Here is a 14,628-nt window from a genome sequence, read left to right as displayed (position 1 = left end):
CTTTAATTTGCCCCAATAAAGGCTTATGAGAGGTCGTGCGGATGAAGGAATTTCACATCAAAGCTTTGAAAAAAAAGGACTTGAACTCCTTGCTCATTTTGCTTAAGGAATTTGCCGATTATGAAAAAAAATGCCTGCAAACCAACAAAAAAAAACTGAACGATTTGTTTTTTAAAAATGATTTTGGCCGGGCCTTCATTTTGAGGGAAAATCAAGAAATCATAGGCTATTTGATGTTTTTTTATACCTTTTCTTCATTTCGGGGTTGCAGGGGGATTTACATTGAGGACATCTACATCAAAAAAAATTTTCGCCGCAAGGGTTATGGGAGGCAGATTTTTAAATTCTTAGCCGAGCTTTGTCAAAAAGAAAACATCCAAAAGCTCACCTGGGTCTGTCTCAACGAAAACACGCTGGGGATAAATTTCTACCAAGGTCTCAATGCTAGGCATATGGACGAGCTTAGAACCTACTGCCTCGAAGGTGAGGATTTGGCCAAAATTTGCAAGCTATGATCCGCTCTTTGTATTATCTCAAGGCTATGGGTTATGATTTCGCCGATAGGGCGCGTTTGGGGCCCCAAAAAATCGATCACTTCAAAGCCCTATACTCTAGCGTTTCTAGCTGCACGCTTTGTAATTTTTACAAATCTAGAAAACACCCCCTCATGGAGAGGGCAGAAAAAAGCGTCAAACTGCTCATCCTAGACACTCACGCGCAAAAAAGCGAAAACGAAAGTGGGCTTTTGCTAAACGGCAGCAAGGGGGAAATTTTGCAAAGATACCTTAAAGATGCCTTAGGACTTGGCCGCGACGAATTTTATCTTTCTTACGTTTTCAAATGCTTTAGCGGCGGAAACCATGACGATTTTTCACTACAATCCTGCCTACCATTTTTTTGGAATGAAATAGAAATCATCCGGCCAAAAATTCTACTTTGCCTCGGTGAATATGCCTTCAGGGCTCTGGGTTTTTCGGATTTTAGCAGCACTCGCGGTGGGATTTTTGCCCACAAAAATTTTTTCATTTTGGCAAGTTTTTCTTTGGAATTTTTGGACAAAAACCCCAGTCAAAAAAAAGAATTCGTTAGCGATTTGATGAAGATAAAAGGATACCTATGAAAAAGACTCTCACCATACTGCTACTAAGCCTAAGCCTTTTGAGCGCGAAAAAACAGGAGCTTTTGGACCTTCAGGTGCCCAGTGAAAGCTATGTGAATTTAAGCGAGGAGAGTTGCAATGAAACCTGCTTGCTTGAGCTTTTGCAATCGGGGCTTTATTTGAGTTTTTTGAGCCAGTTCGTAGAAACGGGCAATCAACTCCTCTCCAACATCCACGCAAAACTCCTCAACTCCATCACTGATTTTGACAAAAATTTGCAAAAAACGAGCTCCGTAAAACTCGCTCTCATCATCCCAGAAAAGACGATCAAAAACTACACAAACACCATCATCAACTCAAGCATAGCCTACCTTTTGAGGCAAAGGGCGCAGATCGGGATCAGGGTCTTTCTCATCGGCACAGAAGATAGCGCCAAAATCAACGAGGCCCTGCAAAAAATCGAAGCACAAAACTACCAATACGTCATCGCCGGCCTCACTACAAAAGGCGTGATTGCCTTGGAAAATTACAGCGGAAAATTAAAAATTTTCATCCCAACCGTCCATAAAAACGACAGCCCAATCCAGCACGAAAATATCCACTTTGGGGGCATCGACTATGACGCGCAAATCGCCACCCTTTTGAAATTTGCCCAAAGTGCGCAGATCGCCGCCTTTGGTGATGGCTCATCCCTCTCAAACGCCCTGAACGCGAAACTCAGCGCCCAAGAACCCAGCGCGAACATCTACTCCCTAGCCGCGGATAAGATCGATTTTGCGAGACTTTTGAGGTCGCAGGGCTCTTTGAATTGGGACTCCATCTTTCTCAACACCCCCCTCATCAAAACAGCCCTTGTGAGCTCTCAGCTTCGCATTTACAATGTCCGCCCGCACATTTTGCTCTCCACGCAAATCAATTACAATCCAGCCCTTTTAAGCCTCACCCAGCCCAATGACAGAAAAAAGCTCCTCATCGCTAATTCCATCGCTAATGGGGATGAAAATTTAAGCTATCTCAACGAAATTTTTTCCCAAAGCCTTGATTACAACTGGGTGGCCTACGCGACAAGCGTTGGAGTGGATTATTTTTACGCGAATTTTTTGAGCAAAAATGAGAGAATTTTTGAAGAAAAGATGGAAAATTCACAAATCATCTACAAGGTCCGCATCATGAAGGCACTCGAGGCCAATTTTGAAGAGCTAAAATAGCGCCTCAAAAAGCCTGCGCAGCTCACCTTCGATCCTTGCTGGTTTTGAGTCTTTCACAAGGGCCAAAACAAAGTCGCCCACAAAAATCCTCTCCGTGTCCTTGTAAATTTCTTGGCGCAAATTCACACTGGCGACCCTTAGCCTTAAAATTTGCGTCCTCACCTCGATCACATCGCCAAGTTTTGCAGGCTTCAAAAAGGAGCAATCGGCCCGGCTCAGCACAAAATGTCCCCGTTTTGAGTCAAAAATATCCGCACCTTTTTGAAAAAATAGCTCGCTCCTTGCACGCTCACAGAATTTCAAATAATTGCTATGATACACCACCCCACCAGCATCCGTATCCTCATAATAAACGCGTATTTTCATGTCTGTACCTTTGTTATTGATATCCTACAAATGTAGCATTGCACTCGGTCTGTTTTAAATTATCAAACTGACCTTTGAAAAATTTAAAAACAATTCACAATTCTTTCATAAAATAATTTTAAATTTAGTTCAAGGTTGCTGATGAATTTACCCAATATCCTAGCGCTTGTGAGGATGATTTTAGCGCCTCTGCTTTTTTTTGTTTTGAGTTTTCATTTTGAAAATGTGCATCAAAGTTGGATCAATTATTTTGCCGCCCTGATTTTTTCTCTGGCGGCGTTAAGCGACTTTTTTGACGGCTTCATCGCGAGGGAATGGCAGCAGACGACAAAACTGGGCGAAATTTTAGACCCCCTTGCGGACAAAATGCTGACCTTGGCCGCATTTTTGGGGCTTTTGATCCTAGCGCGTGCGAACGAATGGGTGATTTACCTCATCCTAGTGCGGGAATTTTTCATCACGGGCTTTAGGGTGGTGATGGCGAGTGAGAATTTAAAGCTCGCCGCCTCCTTTGCGGGCAAGCTCAAAACCGCCTTCCAAATGAGCGCCATCATTTTTTTGATGATGGACTGGGTCCTGGGGGAAATCCTACTCCACATCGCCCTAGTTTTGACCCTTTATTCTGGCTTTGAGTATGTCTATCAATACGCCAAGCACGCGAGGGCTAAGGCCGCATGAAAAGCTTGATTTTTGTGATTTTTATCCTTGTTTTGGGCTTGAAATTTTATTCTGTGGAATTTTTAGCGACCGTTTTGGTGATCTCTTTTTTGATTTTTTTTCACGAGCTTGGGCATTTTTTGGCGGCTAAATCTTTGGGCGTGAGGGTGGAAATTTTCAGCATAGGCTTTGGAAAGGCCCTCCTAGAAAAAGAATTTCAAAACACAAAATACCGCCTCAGTGCCCTGCCGCTAGGGGGTTATGTCAAGCTCAAGGGGCAGGATGACCTGAACCCGGCTCGGGAAATTTTTGAAAAAGACAGCTACTCCATTTTAAGCCCGATGAAAAAAATTTATATCCTCTTTGCGGGGCCCTTTTTCAACCTTTTTCTAGCCTTTTTGCTTTACGTTTTCATCGCGCATTGGGGTCTGGAAAAACCCGCCGCAAAAATCGGCGCAGTGGCGGAAAATTCGGCCGCTTACGAGGCGGGACTGCAAATGGGGGACAAAATCCTCTCAATCGACGGGGTCGCAATTCAAAGCTTTGATGCGATCGCCCCCCTACTCGCACAACGACCCACGAATTTACGCATCCAGCGGGAGGGGCAGGAGCTATCCCTCACCCTCACGCCCAAGCTCGCGCAAGGCTATAATGACTTCGGGCAAATCGTCCCCAAAGCTCAGCTTGGCATCGCTCCGGGCACTGAGAGGGTGGTGGTGTATCATAGGGAATTTGGCGGGCTCAAATACGCGCTTGATGAGAGTTTGAAGGCTTCCACCCTGATCCTTAAGGGGCTTGTCAAGCTCATAGGCGGGGAGATAGAGGCCAAGAATTTGGGCGGGATCATCACGATGGTGGATCTGACCTCAAGGGCGGCCGGGATGAGCCTCGCTCTGCTTTTGTTCATCACGGCTCTCATTTCGATCAATCTTGGAATTTTAAACCTCCTTCCCATACCCATGCTCGATGGTGGGCATATTTTTTTCAATCTTTACGAGATGATCTTTGGGCGAAAAATTCATCCAAAGGCCTTTGAATACCTCAGCTATGGGGGCATGGCTGTGCTTTTGGCGCTCATGATTTTTGCAACCTTTAACGACATCATGAGGGCGATGGGAAAATTTTAAAACTAAAATTAAGCATATTTTTATACAATCACGCCCTCATCCTTGCCTGTGAAAATGGGCTTAATATCCACAAGGAGAACATATGAAACACTACGAGGTTTTATTCATCTTAAAGCCTACGCTGACTGAGGAAGAAGTGAGCGTGAAGGTGGATTTCATCAAAGAAATTCTTACAAAAAATGGCGCACTCATCGAAACCGTCGTGCCGATGGGGACGAGAAAGCTTGCTTATAAAATCAAAAAATACGAGCGTGGGACCTATTTTGTCATTTATTTTAAATCCCCTACGAGCCTCATTGCCGAGCTTGAGAGGGTTATAAGAATCACAGAAGAGGTGATAAGATTTTTGATCGTCAAGTATGAAAGCAAGAAAGAAATCGCCGCTTGGGATAGGCTCAGCCACGGCATCAAGCAGTCAAAAAAAGAAATCAAAGCTCTAGAAACACCAGAAATTCAGTAGGCTAGAAAATGTTTAATAAAGTTGTTTTGGTAGGGAATTTGACCAGAAATATAGAGATGCGTTATGGGCAAAGTGGCACAGCCATAGGCTCATCGGCCATCGCGGTAACCAGACGCTACAACTCAAACGGCGAGAGGCGTGAGGAGACCTGCTTCATCGATCTTACTTTTTACGGCAGGACTGCTGAGGTGGCTAATCAATACCTTTCAAAGGGGAGCAAAATTCTCATCGAGGGGCGCTTGAGATTCGATCAGTGGAGCGATCAAAATGGACAAAATCGCTCCAAGCATAGCGTTCAGGTTGAAAACATGGAAATGCTGGGCAGCAATACGGGGGGAGGGGCGCATCCTGCCCGAGAAAATCAAAGCTATGACCCCTACACCAGCGAGGCTTCGCATTCTAGGACAAAATCAAACCCAAAAAATCAGGAAAAAATCAAAGAAATCGATGTTGATGCCTATGATAATGACAACAGCGATTTACCATTTTAGAAAGGATAAAACATGGCAGAAAAAAGAAAATACTCTCGCAAATATTGCAAATACACCGAAGCAAAGGTTGAATTTATCGACTATAAAGACACAGCGATGTTGAAGTATGCGCTATCTGAGAGGTTTAAAATCATGCCCCGACGTTTGACGGGCACGAGCAAGAAATACCAAGAAATGGTCGAGGTGGCCATCAAGCGCGCCAGACATGTAGCGCTCATCCCCTACATCGTTGATAGAAAAGATGTGGTGGGCAATCCTTTTGAAGGATTGTGATTTTAAATTTAAGGCTTCCAAAAGCTCTCCTTCGCCAGAAGCCTTAAGGTTTTTTGAACAAAAATTTCCTCATTGACGCTTAAATTTTGACGCAGGGCCACGCCCACGCTTACGATTATGACTCCATCTTTTGATAGGTTAGCATCTGGGTTGATTTTTTGCAGTTGATGATTTTTGCATTCTGCAATGGTGTAAAAATAGTCCATCCTCACCTTGTCGTTGGGTCCCGGGTAGGAAAAAGTGATGGAATTTAAGCATTGCTTTCCTTCTTTTTTGGCCAGATAGAGAAAGTATTTGGCGAGATTTTTAGAATTTTGAGCAAGGATTCTAGCCTGCAAATAAGCGTAAGTGTCGCTCAGTATCCTTGCCGCATAACTTGAGCTCGTAAAGCTCGCACTCAGCCAAAGACCCACCATCGTTACCACAAAGATGACGCTTAGCAAAATATAAGCCCTCTTCATCGCAAAATCTTTTCCAGACAATACTCCACCCCCTCATCTTGCGTGCAAATTTTGAGGAAAAAATTTTCCCCCTGTTTTCTAAGGGTAAAGCGCGTGATCCTTTCTGCCATGATGCCGTTTTGCATCAGCGCATCGCTAAAAAAGCGCGGTCTTAGTTCGTATTTTAAAATCCCATCCTCAAGCCTCAAGTCCAATCCAGCCTGCAAGAGTATGAAGATCCCACCGCTCAAATTTGGGGCTAAAATTTTTCCATTTTCAAGGGAGAGGGTTTGAATTTTTCCATCTTTTAGGATGTAGATTTTTTTTTCCTTATCGGCGAACAAATCCCAACGATTTTGCAAAGCGAGCTTGAAATCACTTTTTGGAGAATATAAAGTTCCGTTTTTATCCAAAATCAGCGAGGAATTTCTTAAAAAAAGCTTATGATTTTCCAAGTCAAAGACACTCTCCTCATCCCTCAGGGCGCAATGAAAGCCTTCATTATAAATCCTCACTTGGACGCAATGAGAAAAAAGCTTATCCACGCTCATAAGGGCTATGTTGAGATCGAGCATGGCTTCATTCTGTCTCAGGGCCTTAAAATGCAGGAGGTAAAATTCTCGCAAAATGGGAGCAACCAGCGCAATCAAAATGCTAAAAACCGCCATCGCTATCGTCATTTCAAGCAGGCTAAAGGCCCTTTTCATCGTAAAAATACCCCTCATATCCCTGCCCACTGGCGTCTAATTTTTTAAACTCAAAAAGCCCATCGCTCACGCTTTTTTCATCAAGCCGCACATCTTTTAGCTCGTCAGTTTGCAGGACGATCCCCCTCGCACCAGAATGATAAAAAAGCCTTTTTTCAAGCCCGTAAAGCCTCTCAAAAAGCTCCAAAGTTTCGTAGTTTTTGTAAATTTGTCGGTAAAAAACGGAGGCGCTAGAAAACACAAAGGACAGGATAACGATGGCAAAAACAAGCTCAAGCAAAGAAAAGGCGGCTTTCATTGCGAGCTGACGCGCACCGCCTCAATGAATGCCGCACGCACAGCCCTATCCTCCAAGGCCTTCACGCCCCTTATCGTAACCCCAGCAGGCGAGCAGATATTTTCCTTGATGAGCGCGGGATGCTCGTGATTTAAAAGCGCGCTAAAGCTTTGAAAAAGCCCCCGCACAAGCTCGGCACTCAAATTTTTTTGCAGCCCCCCATAAACGCCCCCATTCGACAAAGCCTCAGCCACCAAGGCTAAAAACGCAGGCGCGCAGCCACTCAAAGCCATCGCGCTCGCCATGTCCCTCTCATCGCCCAGCTCATAAACGCTTCCAAAACTTCGCACAAGGCGTAAAATTTCGTCCTTGAATTTGGAATTTAAAAAAACGCAAGGGGTCGTTGAGGCCCTATATTTGGCGGCGATATTGGGCATGATCCGCACGACATTCTGCGCCTTGATGCAAGAAAGCGCCGCAAAATCTACTTGCGCCAAAACAGAAAGCACAACCCTCGCCCTGCCCCTTAAAATCTCAGCCACGCTCTTTAGGGCGTAGGGCTTGAAGGCCAAAATAACATCCCTGCCCTCAAGCTCAAATTCCTCATAAAGTAGGGTTTCAAAGCCCGAAGAAGAGAGCTTTTGGAGCTTTTGCGGATCGCGTCCAACGATGAAAACTTTATAATCCTCTCGCAAACCACAGGCGAGGGCCTGAGCCATGGAGCCATTGGCTAGAATGTAAATTTCGGGCTTCATTTTTTGATGTAGTTGGCAATTTTTTCGCCTTGGAAAAAATCGGGATAATTTGCGGTGTCCAAAATCACCTGCACCATGGAATTATTGTCCAAATTGATCACCACAGGCGCTAGAAAATTCACAGTGGACTCCTCGATGGTTTTTGCGATCGCCACGATGTTAAACACGCGCATATCGGACTCTGGAGTCAGAGCCAAAAGCTCCTGATAGTAGGTGGGAATGTCAAATTCGTAATCGGGTCTGATGAGGTAGGGGTTGATCAGAATGAAAGAAAAATCTTGACCATCCAAGCTTTTAAGCCTCACAAACAATTCATCAATGGTTGAAAATTCCATGCTTCTCGTTTCCTCAAAGCCTAAAATAGGGCACTTAACTGCCAACTTTATTTTATCCGACATGCTTTCTCCTTCAATTTATGATTTCAGCACAAATAAGCAATAATAGTTCCAACTTTATCATCTCCCCAAACAATGGGGTCGGATCGGGCTAAATTCCACCGCGCAATGCCCCCGCTTCACCCCAACATCCAAGCTAAATTTATTTGCGGCCCAGCTTTTGGATTGGATTATCCAAAGCATAATTATTTTTGATTACAATTGCCAGATTTTTATTATAAGGTTTGGATTCAATGAAAAATAATGCCCTGTTTTGCTTTTTAGTCTTGGTTTTTTTTCTGGGTTGCAGCGTCAAACGCTCCGAAGAGCTCTACAATCTCAGCGCCCCACAATGGTATGCTCAAATCATCAAGGACCTACAGGATAAGGATCTAGAAAAGGCCGACAATCACTACAGCGGGATGTCCAGCGAGCACATCAACGACCCCCTGCTTGAGACCATCCTCCTCATCCTCGCCCAAGCGCACATGGACGAGGAGGAATACAAGCTGGCCGAATTTTACCTCGATGAGTATGGGAAGAAATTTGGAAACTCCAAAAATATCGACTTCATCCACTATCTCAAGATCAAGGCCAAATTTGAAGCCTTCGCCGTGCCCAATCGCAACCAAGCCCTGATGCTACAAAGTCAAAAAGAAATCGATGGCTTCCTCAAAGAATACCCCCAAACGCAATACGAGCCCCTCGTGCAAACGATGCTTACCAAATTCAACCTCGCGATTTTCCACCTTGATAGCACCATAGCCGACCTATACCAAAGAACGGGCCGAGTCGAAAGCTATAAAATTTATCAGGACAAATTGCGCCAATCCGAATTTTTTGAAAAAAGCATCATCAAGCCCGAACTTCCGTGGTATAGAAGCATATTTGAAGAATTTTAAGGACTGAAAATGCACATCGAAGAAATCTTATGCCAATCGAGCACTCTGCCCGTTTTGGTCGAGGATGAGCTGTTTTTATACCCCTTCATGATAACGCCCATCTTCATCTCAGACGCCCTAAATACCAAGGCTTTAGAGCTTGCCATCAAAAACGAAAGCCTCATTTTTGTCGCCCCATCCAAGTATGAGGGCGGCAGGAGTTTTGATGAAATTTACGACTGCGGCGTGGTGGGGACAATAATGCGCAAAGTGCCATTGCCCGATGGACGCGTTAAAATTCTCTTTCAGGGCTATGCTAAGGGCAGGATCACAGGGCGCATAGCCGACAAGCCCCTAGAAGCCAAAATCACGCTCATCCAAGAAGAAATTTTGGAGGAAAAAAAGAGGGAGGCTCTGCTGAGCGTCCTCAAGGAAAAGGTGCGCATCCTCGCTAACAGCAGTCATTATTTCTCGCCCGACTTACTAAGGACCATCGAGGAGGGTATGGATGCGGCTAGAATTTGCGATCTGATCCTCAACAGCATACGCATCAAAAGGCAGCTTGCCTATGAATTTTTCATCCTCAGCGATTTGGAGGCCAAGCTTTTAAAGCTCATCGACTTCATCGCGGCAGAAATTGAGGTCAGCGATATGCAAAAAGAAATCAAAAATCGCGTCCACTCACGCATCGACAGGGCTAATAAAGAATACTTCCTCAAAGAACAGCTGCGCCAAATTCAAAAAGAACTCGGCTCTGATACCCAAAAAGATGGCGAGGTGAGTGAGTATCACAAAAAACTAGAAGAAAAAAGGCCCTTCATGTGGGAGGATGCCTACAAGGAAATCAAAAAGCAAATAGAAAAATTCGACCGCCTCCATCAGGACAACTCAGAAGGCTCACTCATACAAACCTACATCGAAACAGCCCTTGAAGTGCCCTTTGAAAAAATTTCTAAGAAAAAACTCAGCATCAAAGAGGTCAGCAAGCAGCTCAACAAGGACCACTACGCCCTCGAAAAGCCCAAAGAGCGCATTGAGGAGTATTTTGCCGTGCGGGAGCTTTTGCAGCGCAGGGCCATCGCCAACAAGGACGGCGCGAAGGTAATTTTGTGCCTTTATGGCCCCCCTGGCGTGGGCAAGACCTCCTTGGCAAATTCGGTAGCGAAAGCCCTAAAAAGAGGACTTGTGCGCATAGCCTTAGGGGGGCTTGAGGATGTGAGTGAGCTTCGTGGGCATCGGCGCACCTACATCGGCGCCATGCCGGGGCGCATCGTGCAGGGACTCATCGAGTCATCGCAAATGAACCCCATCATCGTCCTTGATGAGATAGATAAGTTGGGGCGTAATTTTCGCGGGGACCCCTCGGCGGTGCTTTTGGAGATTTTGGACCCTGAGCAAAATTCTAAATTCAGGGATCACTATCTTAATTTCAATCTCGATCTGAGTAAGGCCATCTTCATCGCTACGGCTAATGACATCAGCAATATCCCCCCAGCCCTGAGGGATAGGATGGAATTTATAGAGCTCAGTTCCTACACGCCCAGCGAGAAATTTCACATCGCAAAAAGCTATCTCATCCCCGATGAGCTGGGCAAACACGGACTGATGAGGGGCGAGATGAGCGTGAGTAAGGAGGCCATCGAGCTTTTAATCAGCGACTACACGAGGGAGTCCGGGGTGCGAAATTTACGCCGCCAAATCGCCCAGCTTTGCCGCAAAAGTGCCAAAAAACTCCTCCTCGAAGGGGGCGGAAAAGTGAGCATCAGCGGCAGGAATTTGCACGAATTTTTAGACAAAAAGGTCTATGAAATCCAAAAGCAGAACGGGGAGGATAAGATCGGGCAGGTCAATGGACTGGCTTGGACGGCCGTGGGGGGGGATGTTTTGAAGGTGGAGGCCATCAAAATCAAAGGCAAGGGTGAGCTCACCCTCACGGGCTCCTTGGGTGATGTGATGAAGGAGTCGGCTAAGATCGCTTTGAGTGTGATTAAGGTTTTGATCGACAGGGGCAGCGTTAAAATCCCTAAAAAAAGCATCCATAACAGCAAAGAAAATATTTACGAGCAATACAATCTTCACATCCATGTCCCAGACGGCGCCACGCCTAAGGATGGCCCCAGTGCTGGCATCACGATGGCTACGGCTATCGCTTCGATTTTTAGCGAGAAAAGGGTGAGGGGCTCTGTGGCGATGACGGGGGAGCTTGATTTGAGTGGTAGAATTTTACCCATCGGCGGCCTGAAAGAAAAGCTCATCGCGGCGTATAAGGCAGAAATCAAAACCGCTCTCATCCCGCAAAAAAACTACGACAGGGACCTAAAGGATATCCCACAAGAAGTTAAAGACAACATGCAAATCATCGCCGTGAGGGACTTTGAGGAGGTTCTGGGGCTTAGTTTGATTTAGTTTTTGTCCTTAAATTTCATCGCGATCTTCGCCTGAAGCTTGAGCCAGTCTTTTTGAAGCATTATGGGGAAACCCCCATAAACACGCCCCCCTTCTAAATTTTTACTCACCCCGCCCCTAGCGGCTATCGTGCTAAAATCGCCTATTTTAAGATGCCCGCTTGTGGCACTTTGTCCGCCCATGATGACATTGCGCCCAAGCTGCGTCGAGCCCGAAAGCCCCGTTTGCGCGATGATGATGCAGTTTTGACCGACCTGGCAATTGTGGCCGATTTGGACAAGATTATCCACCTTAGTCCCCGCCTTGATGATGGTGCTATCAAACACCGCCCTATCAATGCTCGTGCAAGCGCCAATCTCCACAAAATCCTCCAAAATCACATTGCCATTATGATAAATTTTATGGTGTTCGCCGTTTTTATTGTGCGCGTAACCAAAGCCATCGCTACCGATGACGCAGTTTGCAAGCAGGTGGCATTTTTTACCGATGATGCTGTCATTGTAAATGACCACATTGGGATGAATGACGCTCTCATCCCCTATGCTGACATTATCGCCCACGAAGGCCCCCGCCATAATGATGACATTTTCGCCGATGTGGATGTTGTTACCCAGATACACATTGGGCATAATTTTCGCGCTTTTGGCGATATTTTGCACCCTGACCTCACTGAAGAGCGGCTTGGCAAAAAGCTTACTCACAAAAGCAAAGCTAAGATGAGGATTGGGACTGATGAGCGCCTTTGTATCCTTAGGCACTAGGCTTTCATATTCCTTACCCACCAAAATCGCCGCTGCGCCAGTATTGGCGATGTCCTTGGCGTTTTTCTCCCCATCGCAATAACTAAGCTCTGTAAAATTTGCCCTCAGGAGAGAATTTAAAGCCGTGATTTTTACATCCTCTCCTTTGTATTCCAAGCCCAAAAATTCGGCTATTTCGCTTAATTTCATTGAACCTCCATCAGTATAGAACCACTACGAACGACATTTTTAGGATGGTATTTTTTGATCGTCTTCAAAAAGCTATCAATGCGCCCCGCATCATCAGCGACCAGTAAAAACAAAAAATTCTCATTGCTGTTTGCGATCACGCCATTATAGGCCTTCAAAACCGCATCCAGCCCGCTCAAATTCTCCCCGAGCGGGATCTTAACCAGGGCCATTTCTTTTTCGATAAATTCCCCACTTTCTATCACCTTGTAGGTAGGGATGAGCTTGTGTAGCTGCTTGATGATTTGCTCAAAAATCCTCTCATCGCCCGATGTTACGATATTGATGCGTGAAAATTCCCCATCCTGCAGGGGCGCGACCGTGAGACTGTCGATATTATACCCCCTCCCCGAAAAGAGCCCCACAATGCGCGACAAAACCCCGTGCTCATTCAAAACTATCACCGATAAAATTCTTCTCATTTTTTCGCCTTTGGTAGAATCATATTGTAAATCGCAGCCCCCGCTGGCACCATAGGCAAGACATCCTCAAACCTATCCACCATCACATTCAAAAGACTGGTTTTTTTCAGTTTCAGGGCTTTTTTAAGGGCGCTTTGGAATTCCTTTTTTGTGCGGACATTAAAACCCACGCAGCCAAAGCCTTCCGCGATTTTCACAAAATCAGCCTGCAAGCTCAAATCCGTCTCAGAAAAATTCTCCTCATAAAACATACTCTGCCACTGACGTACCATGCCCAAAAAGGCGTTATTGATGATGATGTTGATGGTTGTGATGCCATATTCATGGGCGGTCATGAGCTCTTGGATGTTCATCAAAACAGAACCATCACCGACAAAATTTATCACCGCCTCCTCCTCGCCCACGGCAAGTTTCGCCCCAAGCGCGGCGGGTAAGGAATAACCCATGGCCCCCTGCCCCCCGCTTGTCGCAAACTGCCTCGGGTAATGAAAGGGAAAAAACTGCGCCACCCACATTTGATGCTGCCCCACATCAGCGATGATCCTAGCCTTTGGGGCCATCCTCGCGCACTCCTCCACCACCCACTGGGGCTTTAGCACCTCATCGCTGTCCTCGTAATCTAGAGGATAGAGTCTTTCGTAGCGGTTTAAATTTTCTATCCATTCCTTGCTTTGCGGGATGAATTTTTCTTTTTTAAGCTCGCTTAAAAGCTCCTTAATCACCTCCTTAATGTCCCCCACCACGGGAAAATGCGCGTTGATAATCTTAGAAATAGAGCTCGGATCGATGTCAATATGCACAATCTGCGCCCTCTTGGCAAATTCGCTAGTCTTGCCCGTGATCCTATCATCAAACCTAGCCCCCACAGCGATGAGCAAATCGCACTCACTCATCGCCATATTTGCCCTGTAGCTACCATGCATCCCTGCCATTTTGAGATTGAGCGAGTCCTTGCTGTCTAAAATTCCCAGGGCCATCAGGGTCTGCACAGCAGGAATTTGCGTCAAATTCACAAGCTCACGCAAGGGTCCGGCCGCCTCTGAGGCGATGCAGCCCCCACCCAGATAAAAAAGCGGCCGTTTCGCCCCTCTCAAAAGTGCGGCGAGCTTTTTGATCTGCTTGGCATTGCCCTTGTAGGTGGGCTTGTAGGTCCTCATCGCGATGCTAGCAGGATAGTCAAAGTCCCACACAGCCGCACTCACATCCTTGGGCACATCGATGTGCACAGGCCCCTTCCTGCCCGAATTCGCAAGGTAAAAGGCCTCCTTCAAAACGCGCGGCAGCTCCTCGATGCGCGTGATCAGGTAATTGTGCTTGACGCAGGGGCGTGAAATCCCCACCGCATCGATCTCCTGAAAGGCGTCCGTGCCGATGAGAGGATTGGCCACCTGGCCTGAGATCAAAACCACAGGCACAGAATCGCTATAGGCCGTGGCAAGACCCGTGATGGTATTGGTAAAGCCAGGGCCACTGGTAACCACAGCCACGCCGACCTTCCCGCTCATCCTCGCATAGCCATCAGCCGCATGCAGGGCGGCCTGCTCGTGGCGGACTAGGATGTGCTTGAAAAATTTTTGCTTGTAAATCGCATCGTAAATGTTTAAGGCTGCCCCGCCCGGATAGCCGAAAACAAATTCCACCCCCTCCCTTCTCAAAGCCTCACAAATCATAGCCGAACCACTAATTTTTCCCATCG

19 protein-coding genes are annotated in these 14,628 nt (G+C 46.2%); 10 read left to right on the top strand and 9 right to left on the bottom strand.

Annotated elements, in window-relative coordinates:
* Nucleotides 1-41: 41 nt before the first annotated feature.
* Genes Q4A73_RS03105 through Q4A73_RS03095 form a run of 3 tightly spaced genes read left to right on the top strand, consistent with a single transcriptional unit; the run spans nucleotide 42 to nucleotide 2,307 of the window.
* Nucleotides 42-515 carry a GNAT family N-acetyltransferase gene (locus tag Q4A73_RS03105; RefSeq protein ID WP_303205975.1) on the top strand — a complete coding sequence of 158 codons (474 nt, stop codon included), beginning with the start codon at nucleotides 42-44 and terminating at the stop codon, nucleotides 513-515.
* Nucleotides 512-1,120 carry a uracil-DNA glycosylase family protein gene (locus tag Q4A73_RS03100; protein WP_303205990.1) on the top strand — a complete coding sequence of 203 codons (609 nt, stop codon included), beginning with the start codon at nucleotides 512-514 and terminating at the stop codon, nucleotides 1,118-1,120. The genes Q4A73_RS03105 and Q4A73_RS03100 overlap by 4 nt, the downstream gene beginning before the upstream one ends.
* Nucleotides 1,117-2,307: a hypothetical protein gene (locus tag Q4A73_RS03095; RefSeq protein WP_303205974.1), complete on the top strand. Its 1,191-nt coding sequence runs from the start codon at nucleotides 1,117-1,119 to the stop codon at nucleotides 2,305-2,307. Before Q4A73_RS03100 ends, Q4A73_RS03095 begins: the two co-directional genes overlap by 4 nt.
* Here Q4A73_RS03095 and Q4A73_RS03090 read toward each other — a convergent pair.
* Nucleotides 2,299-2,673 (bottom strand): thioesterase family protein, encoded by a 375-nt coding sequence (locus Q4A73_RS03090; RefSeq protein ID WP_303205973.1) that lies wholly within the window; start codon nucleotides 2,671-2,673, stop codon nucleotides 2,299-2,301. The two genes, Q4A73_RS03095 and Q4A73_RS03090, sit on opposite strands and share 9 nt — an antisense overlap.
* A 141-nt stretch (nucleotides 2,674-2,814) precedes the next feature.
* On the opposite strand from Q4A73_RS03090, the gene pgsA reads away from it, so the two are divergent.
* The 5 genes from pgsA (at nucleotide 2,815) to rpsR (ending at nucleotide 5,681) form a co-directional block, all read left to right on the top strand.
* Complete coding sequence (gene pgsA, locus Q4A73_RS03085; RefSeq protein WP_303205972.1) at nucleotides 2,815-3,351, top strand: CDP-diacylglycerol--glycerol-3-phosphate 3-phosphatidyltransferase; 537 nt, start codon at nucleotides 2,815-2,817, stop codon at nucleotides 3,349-3,351.
* Entirely contained in the window at nucleotides 3,348-4,457 is a 1,110-nt protein-coding gene (gene rseP / locus Q4A73_RS03080) for an RIP metalloprotease RseP (RefSeq protein ID WP_303205971.1), read from the top strand. Before pgsA ends, rseP begins: the two co-directional genes overlap by 4 nt.
* 82 nt (nucleotides 4,458-4,539) lie before the next feature.
* Nucleotides 4,540-4,917, top strand: a complete 378-nt coding sequence (gene rpsF / locus Q4A73_RS03075) for a 30S ribosomal protein S6 (RefSeq protein ID WP_303205970.1) — start codon at nucleotides 4,540-4,542, stop codon at nucleotides 4,915-4,917.
* 8 nt (nucleotides 4,918-4,925) lie between these two features.
* On the top strand, nucleotides 4,926-5,408 hold the full coding sequence (locus Q4A73_RS03070) for a single-stranded DNA-binding protein (protein ID WP_303205969.1): 483 nt from the start codon (nucleotides 4,926-4,928) through the stop codon (nucleotides 5,406-5,408).
* Nucleotides 5,409-5,420: 12 nt separating this feature from the next.
* Nucleotides 5,421-5,681, top strand: coding sequence for a 30S ribosomal protein S18 (gene rpsR / locus Q4A73_RS03065; protein ID WP_303205968.1), 261 nt, complete (start codon nucleotides 5,421-5,423; stop codon nucleotides 5,679-5,681).
* An 8-nt stretch (nucleotides 5,682-5,689) separates the two neighbouring features.
* Here the strand turns inward: rpsR and Q4A73_RS03060 are convergent, their stop codons facing one another.
* From Q4A73_RS03060 to fliW, 5 genes are read right to left on the bottom strand one after another with little or no spacing between them, the layout of a single operon-like run.
* A complete protein-coding gene (locus tag Q4A73_RS03060; protein ID WP_303205967.1) occupies nucleotides 5,690-6,142 on the bottom strand; it encodes a hypothetical protein in 453 nt (150 codons plus the stop codon).
* Nucleotides 6,139-6,846, bottom strand: coding sequence for a type II secretion system protein (locus tag Q4A73_RS03055; RefSeq protein ID WP_303205966.1), 708 nt, complete (start codon nucleotides 6,844-6,846; stop codon nucleotides 6,139-6,141). The genes Q4A73_RS03060 and Q4A73_RS03055 overlap by 4 nt, the downstream gene beginning before the upstream one ends.
* Entirely contained in the window at nucleotides 6,812-7,126 is a 315-nt protein-coding gene (locus Q4A73_RS03050) for a type II secretion system protein (RefSeq protein ID WP_303205965.1), read from the bottom strand. The genes Q4A73_RS03055 and Q4A73_RS03050 overlap by 35 nt, the downstream gene beginning before the upstream one ends.
* A complete protein-coding gene (locus Q4A73_RS03045; RefSeq protein ID WP_303205964.1) occupies nucleotides 7,123-7,860 on the bottom strand; it encodes a pyrroline-5-carboxylate reductase in 738 nt (245 codons plus the stop codon). Before Q4A73_RS03045 ends, Q4A73_RS03050 begins: the two co-directional genes overlap by 4 nt.
* Nucleotides 7,857-8,246: a flagellar assembly protein FliW gene (gene fliW / locus Q4A73_RS03040; RefSeq protein WP_303205989.1), complete on the bottom strand. Its 390-nt coding sequence runs from the start codon at nucleotides 8,244-8,246 to the stop codon at nucleotides 7,857-7,859. Before fliW ends, Q4A73_RS03045 begins: the two co-directional genes overlap by 4 nt.
* A gap of 242 nt (nucleotides 8,247-8,488) precedes the next feature.
* On the opposite strand from fliW, the gene bamD reads away from it, so the two are divergent.
* Together bamD and lon are read left to right on the top strand one after the other, a co-directional pair.
* Nucleotides 8,489-9,136 (top strand): outer membrane protein assembly factor BamD, encoded by a 648-nt coding sequence (gene bamD, locus Q4A73_RS03035; protein ID WP_303205963.1) that lies wholly within the window; start codon nucleotides 8,489-8,491, stop codon nucleotides 9,134-9,136.
* Nucleotides 9,137-9,145: 9 nt separating this feature from the next.
* Nucleotides 9,146-11,521 carry an endopeptidase La gene (gene lon / locus Q4A73_RS03030; RefSeq protein ID WP_303205962.1) on the top strand — a complete coding sequence of 792 codons (2,376 nt, stop codon included), beginning with the start codon at nucleotides 9,146-9,148 and terminating at the stop codon, nucleotides 11,519-11,521.
* Here lon and lpxD read toward each other — a convergent pair.
* The 3 genes from lpxD to Q4A73_RS03015 are packed head-to-tail and all read right to left on the bottom strand — an operon-like array spanning nucleotide 11,518 to nucleotide 14,626.
* Nucleotides 11,518-12,471 (bottom strand): UDP-3-O-(3-hydroxymyristoyl)glucosamine N-acyltransferase, encoded by a 954-nt coding sequence (lpxD, locus tag Q4A73_RS03025; protein ID WP_303205961.1) that lies wholly within the window; start codon nucleotides 12,469-12,471, stop codon nucleotides 11,518-11,520. The two genes, lon and lpxD, sit on opposite strands and share 4 nt — an antisense overlap.
* Entirely contained in the window at nucleotides 12,468-12,932 is a 465-nt protein-coding gene (gene ilvN / locus Q4A73_RS03020; protein WP_303205960.1) for an acetolactate synthase small subunit, read from the bottom strand. Before ilvN ends, lpxD begins: the two co-directional genes overlap by 4 nt.
* Nucleotides 12,929-14,626 (bottom strand): acetolactate synthase large subunit, encoded by a 1,698-nt coding sequence (locus tag Q4A73_RS03015; RefSeq protein ID WP_303205959.1) that lies wholly within the window; start codon nucleotides 14,624-14,626, stop codon nucleotides 12,929-12,931. Before Q4A73_RS03015 ends, ilvN begins: the two co-directional genes overlap by 4 nt.
* Nucleotides 14,627-14,628 lie beyond the last annotated feature (2 nt).

The organism is Campylobacter sp. (assembly GCF_030528245.1).
Taxonomy (GTDB): domain Bacteria; phylum Campylobacterota; class Campylobacteria; order Campylobacterales; family Campylobacteraceae; genus Campylobacter_D.
This window is presented reverse-complemented; position numbering and strand designations above follow the sequence as displayed.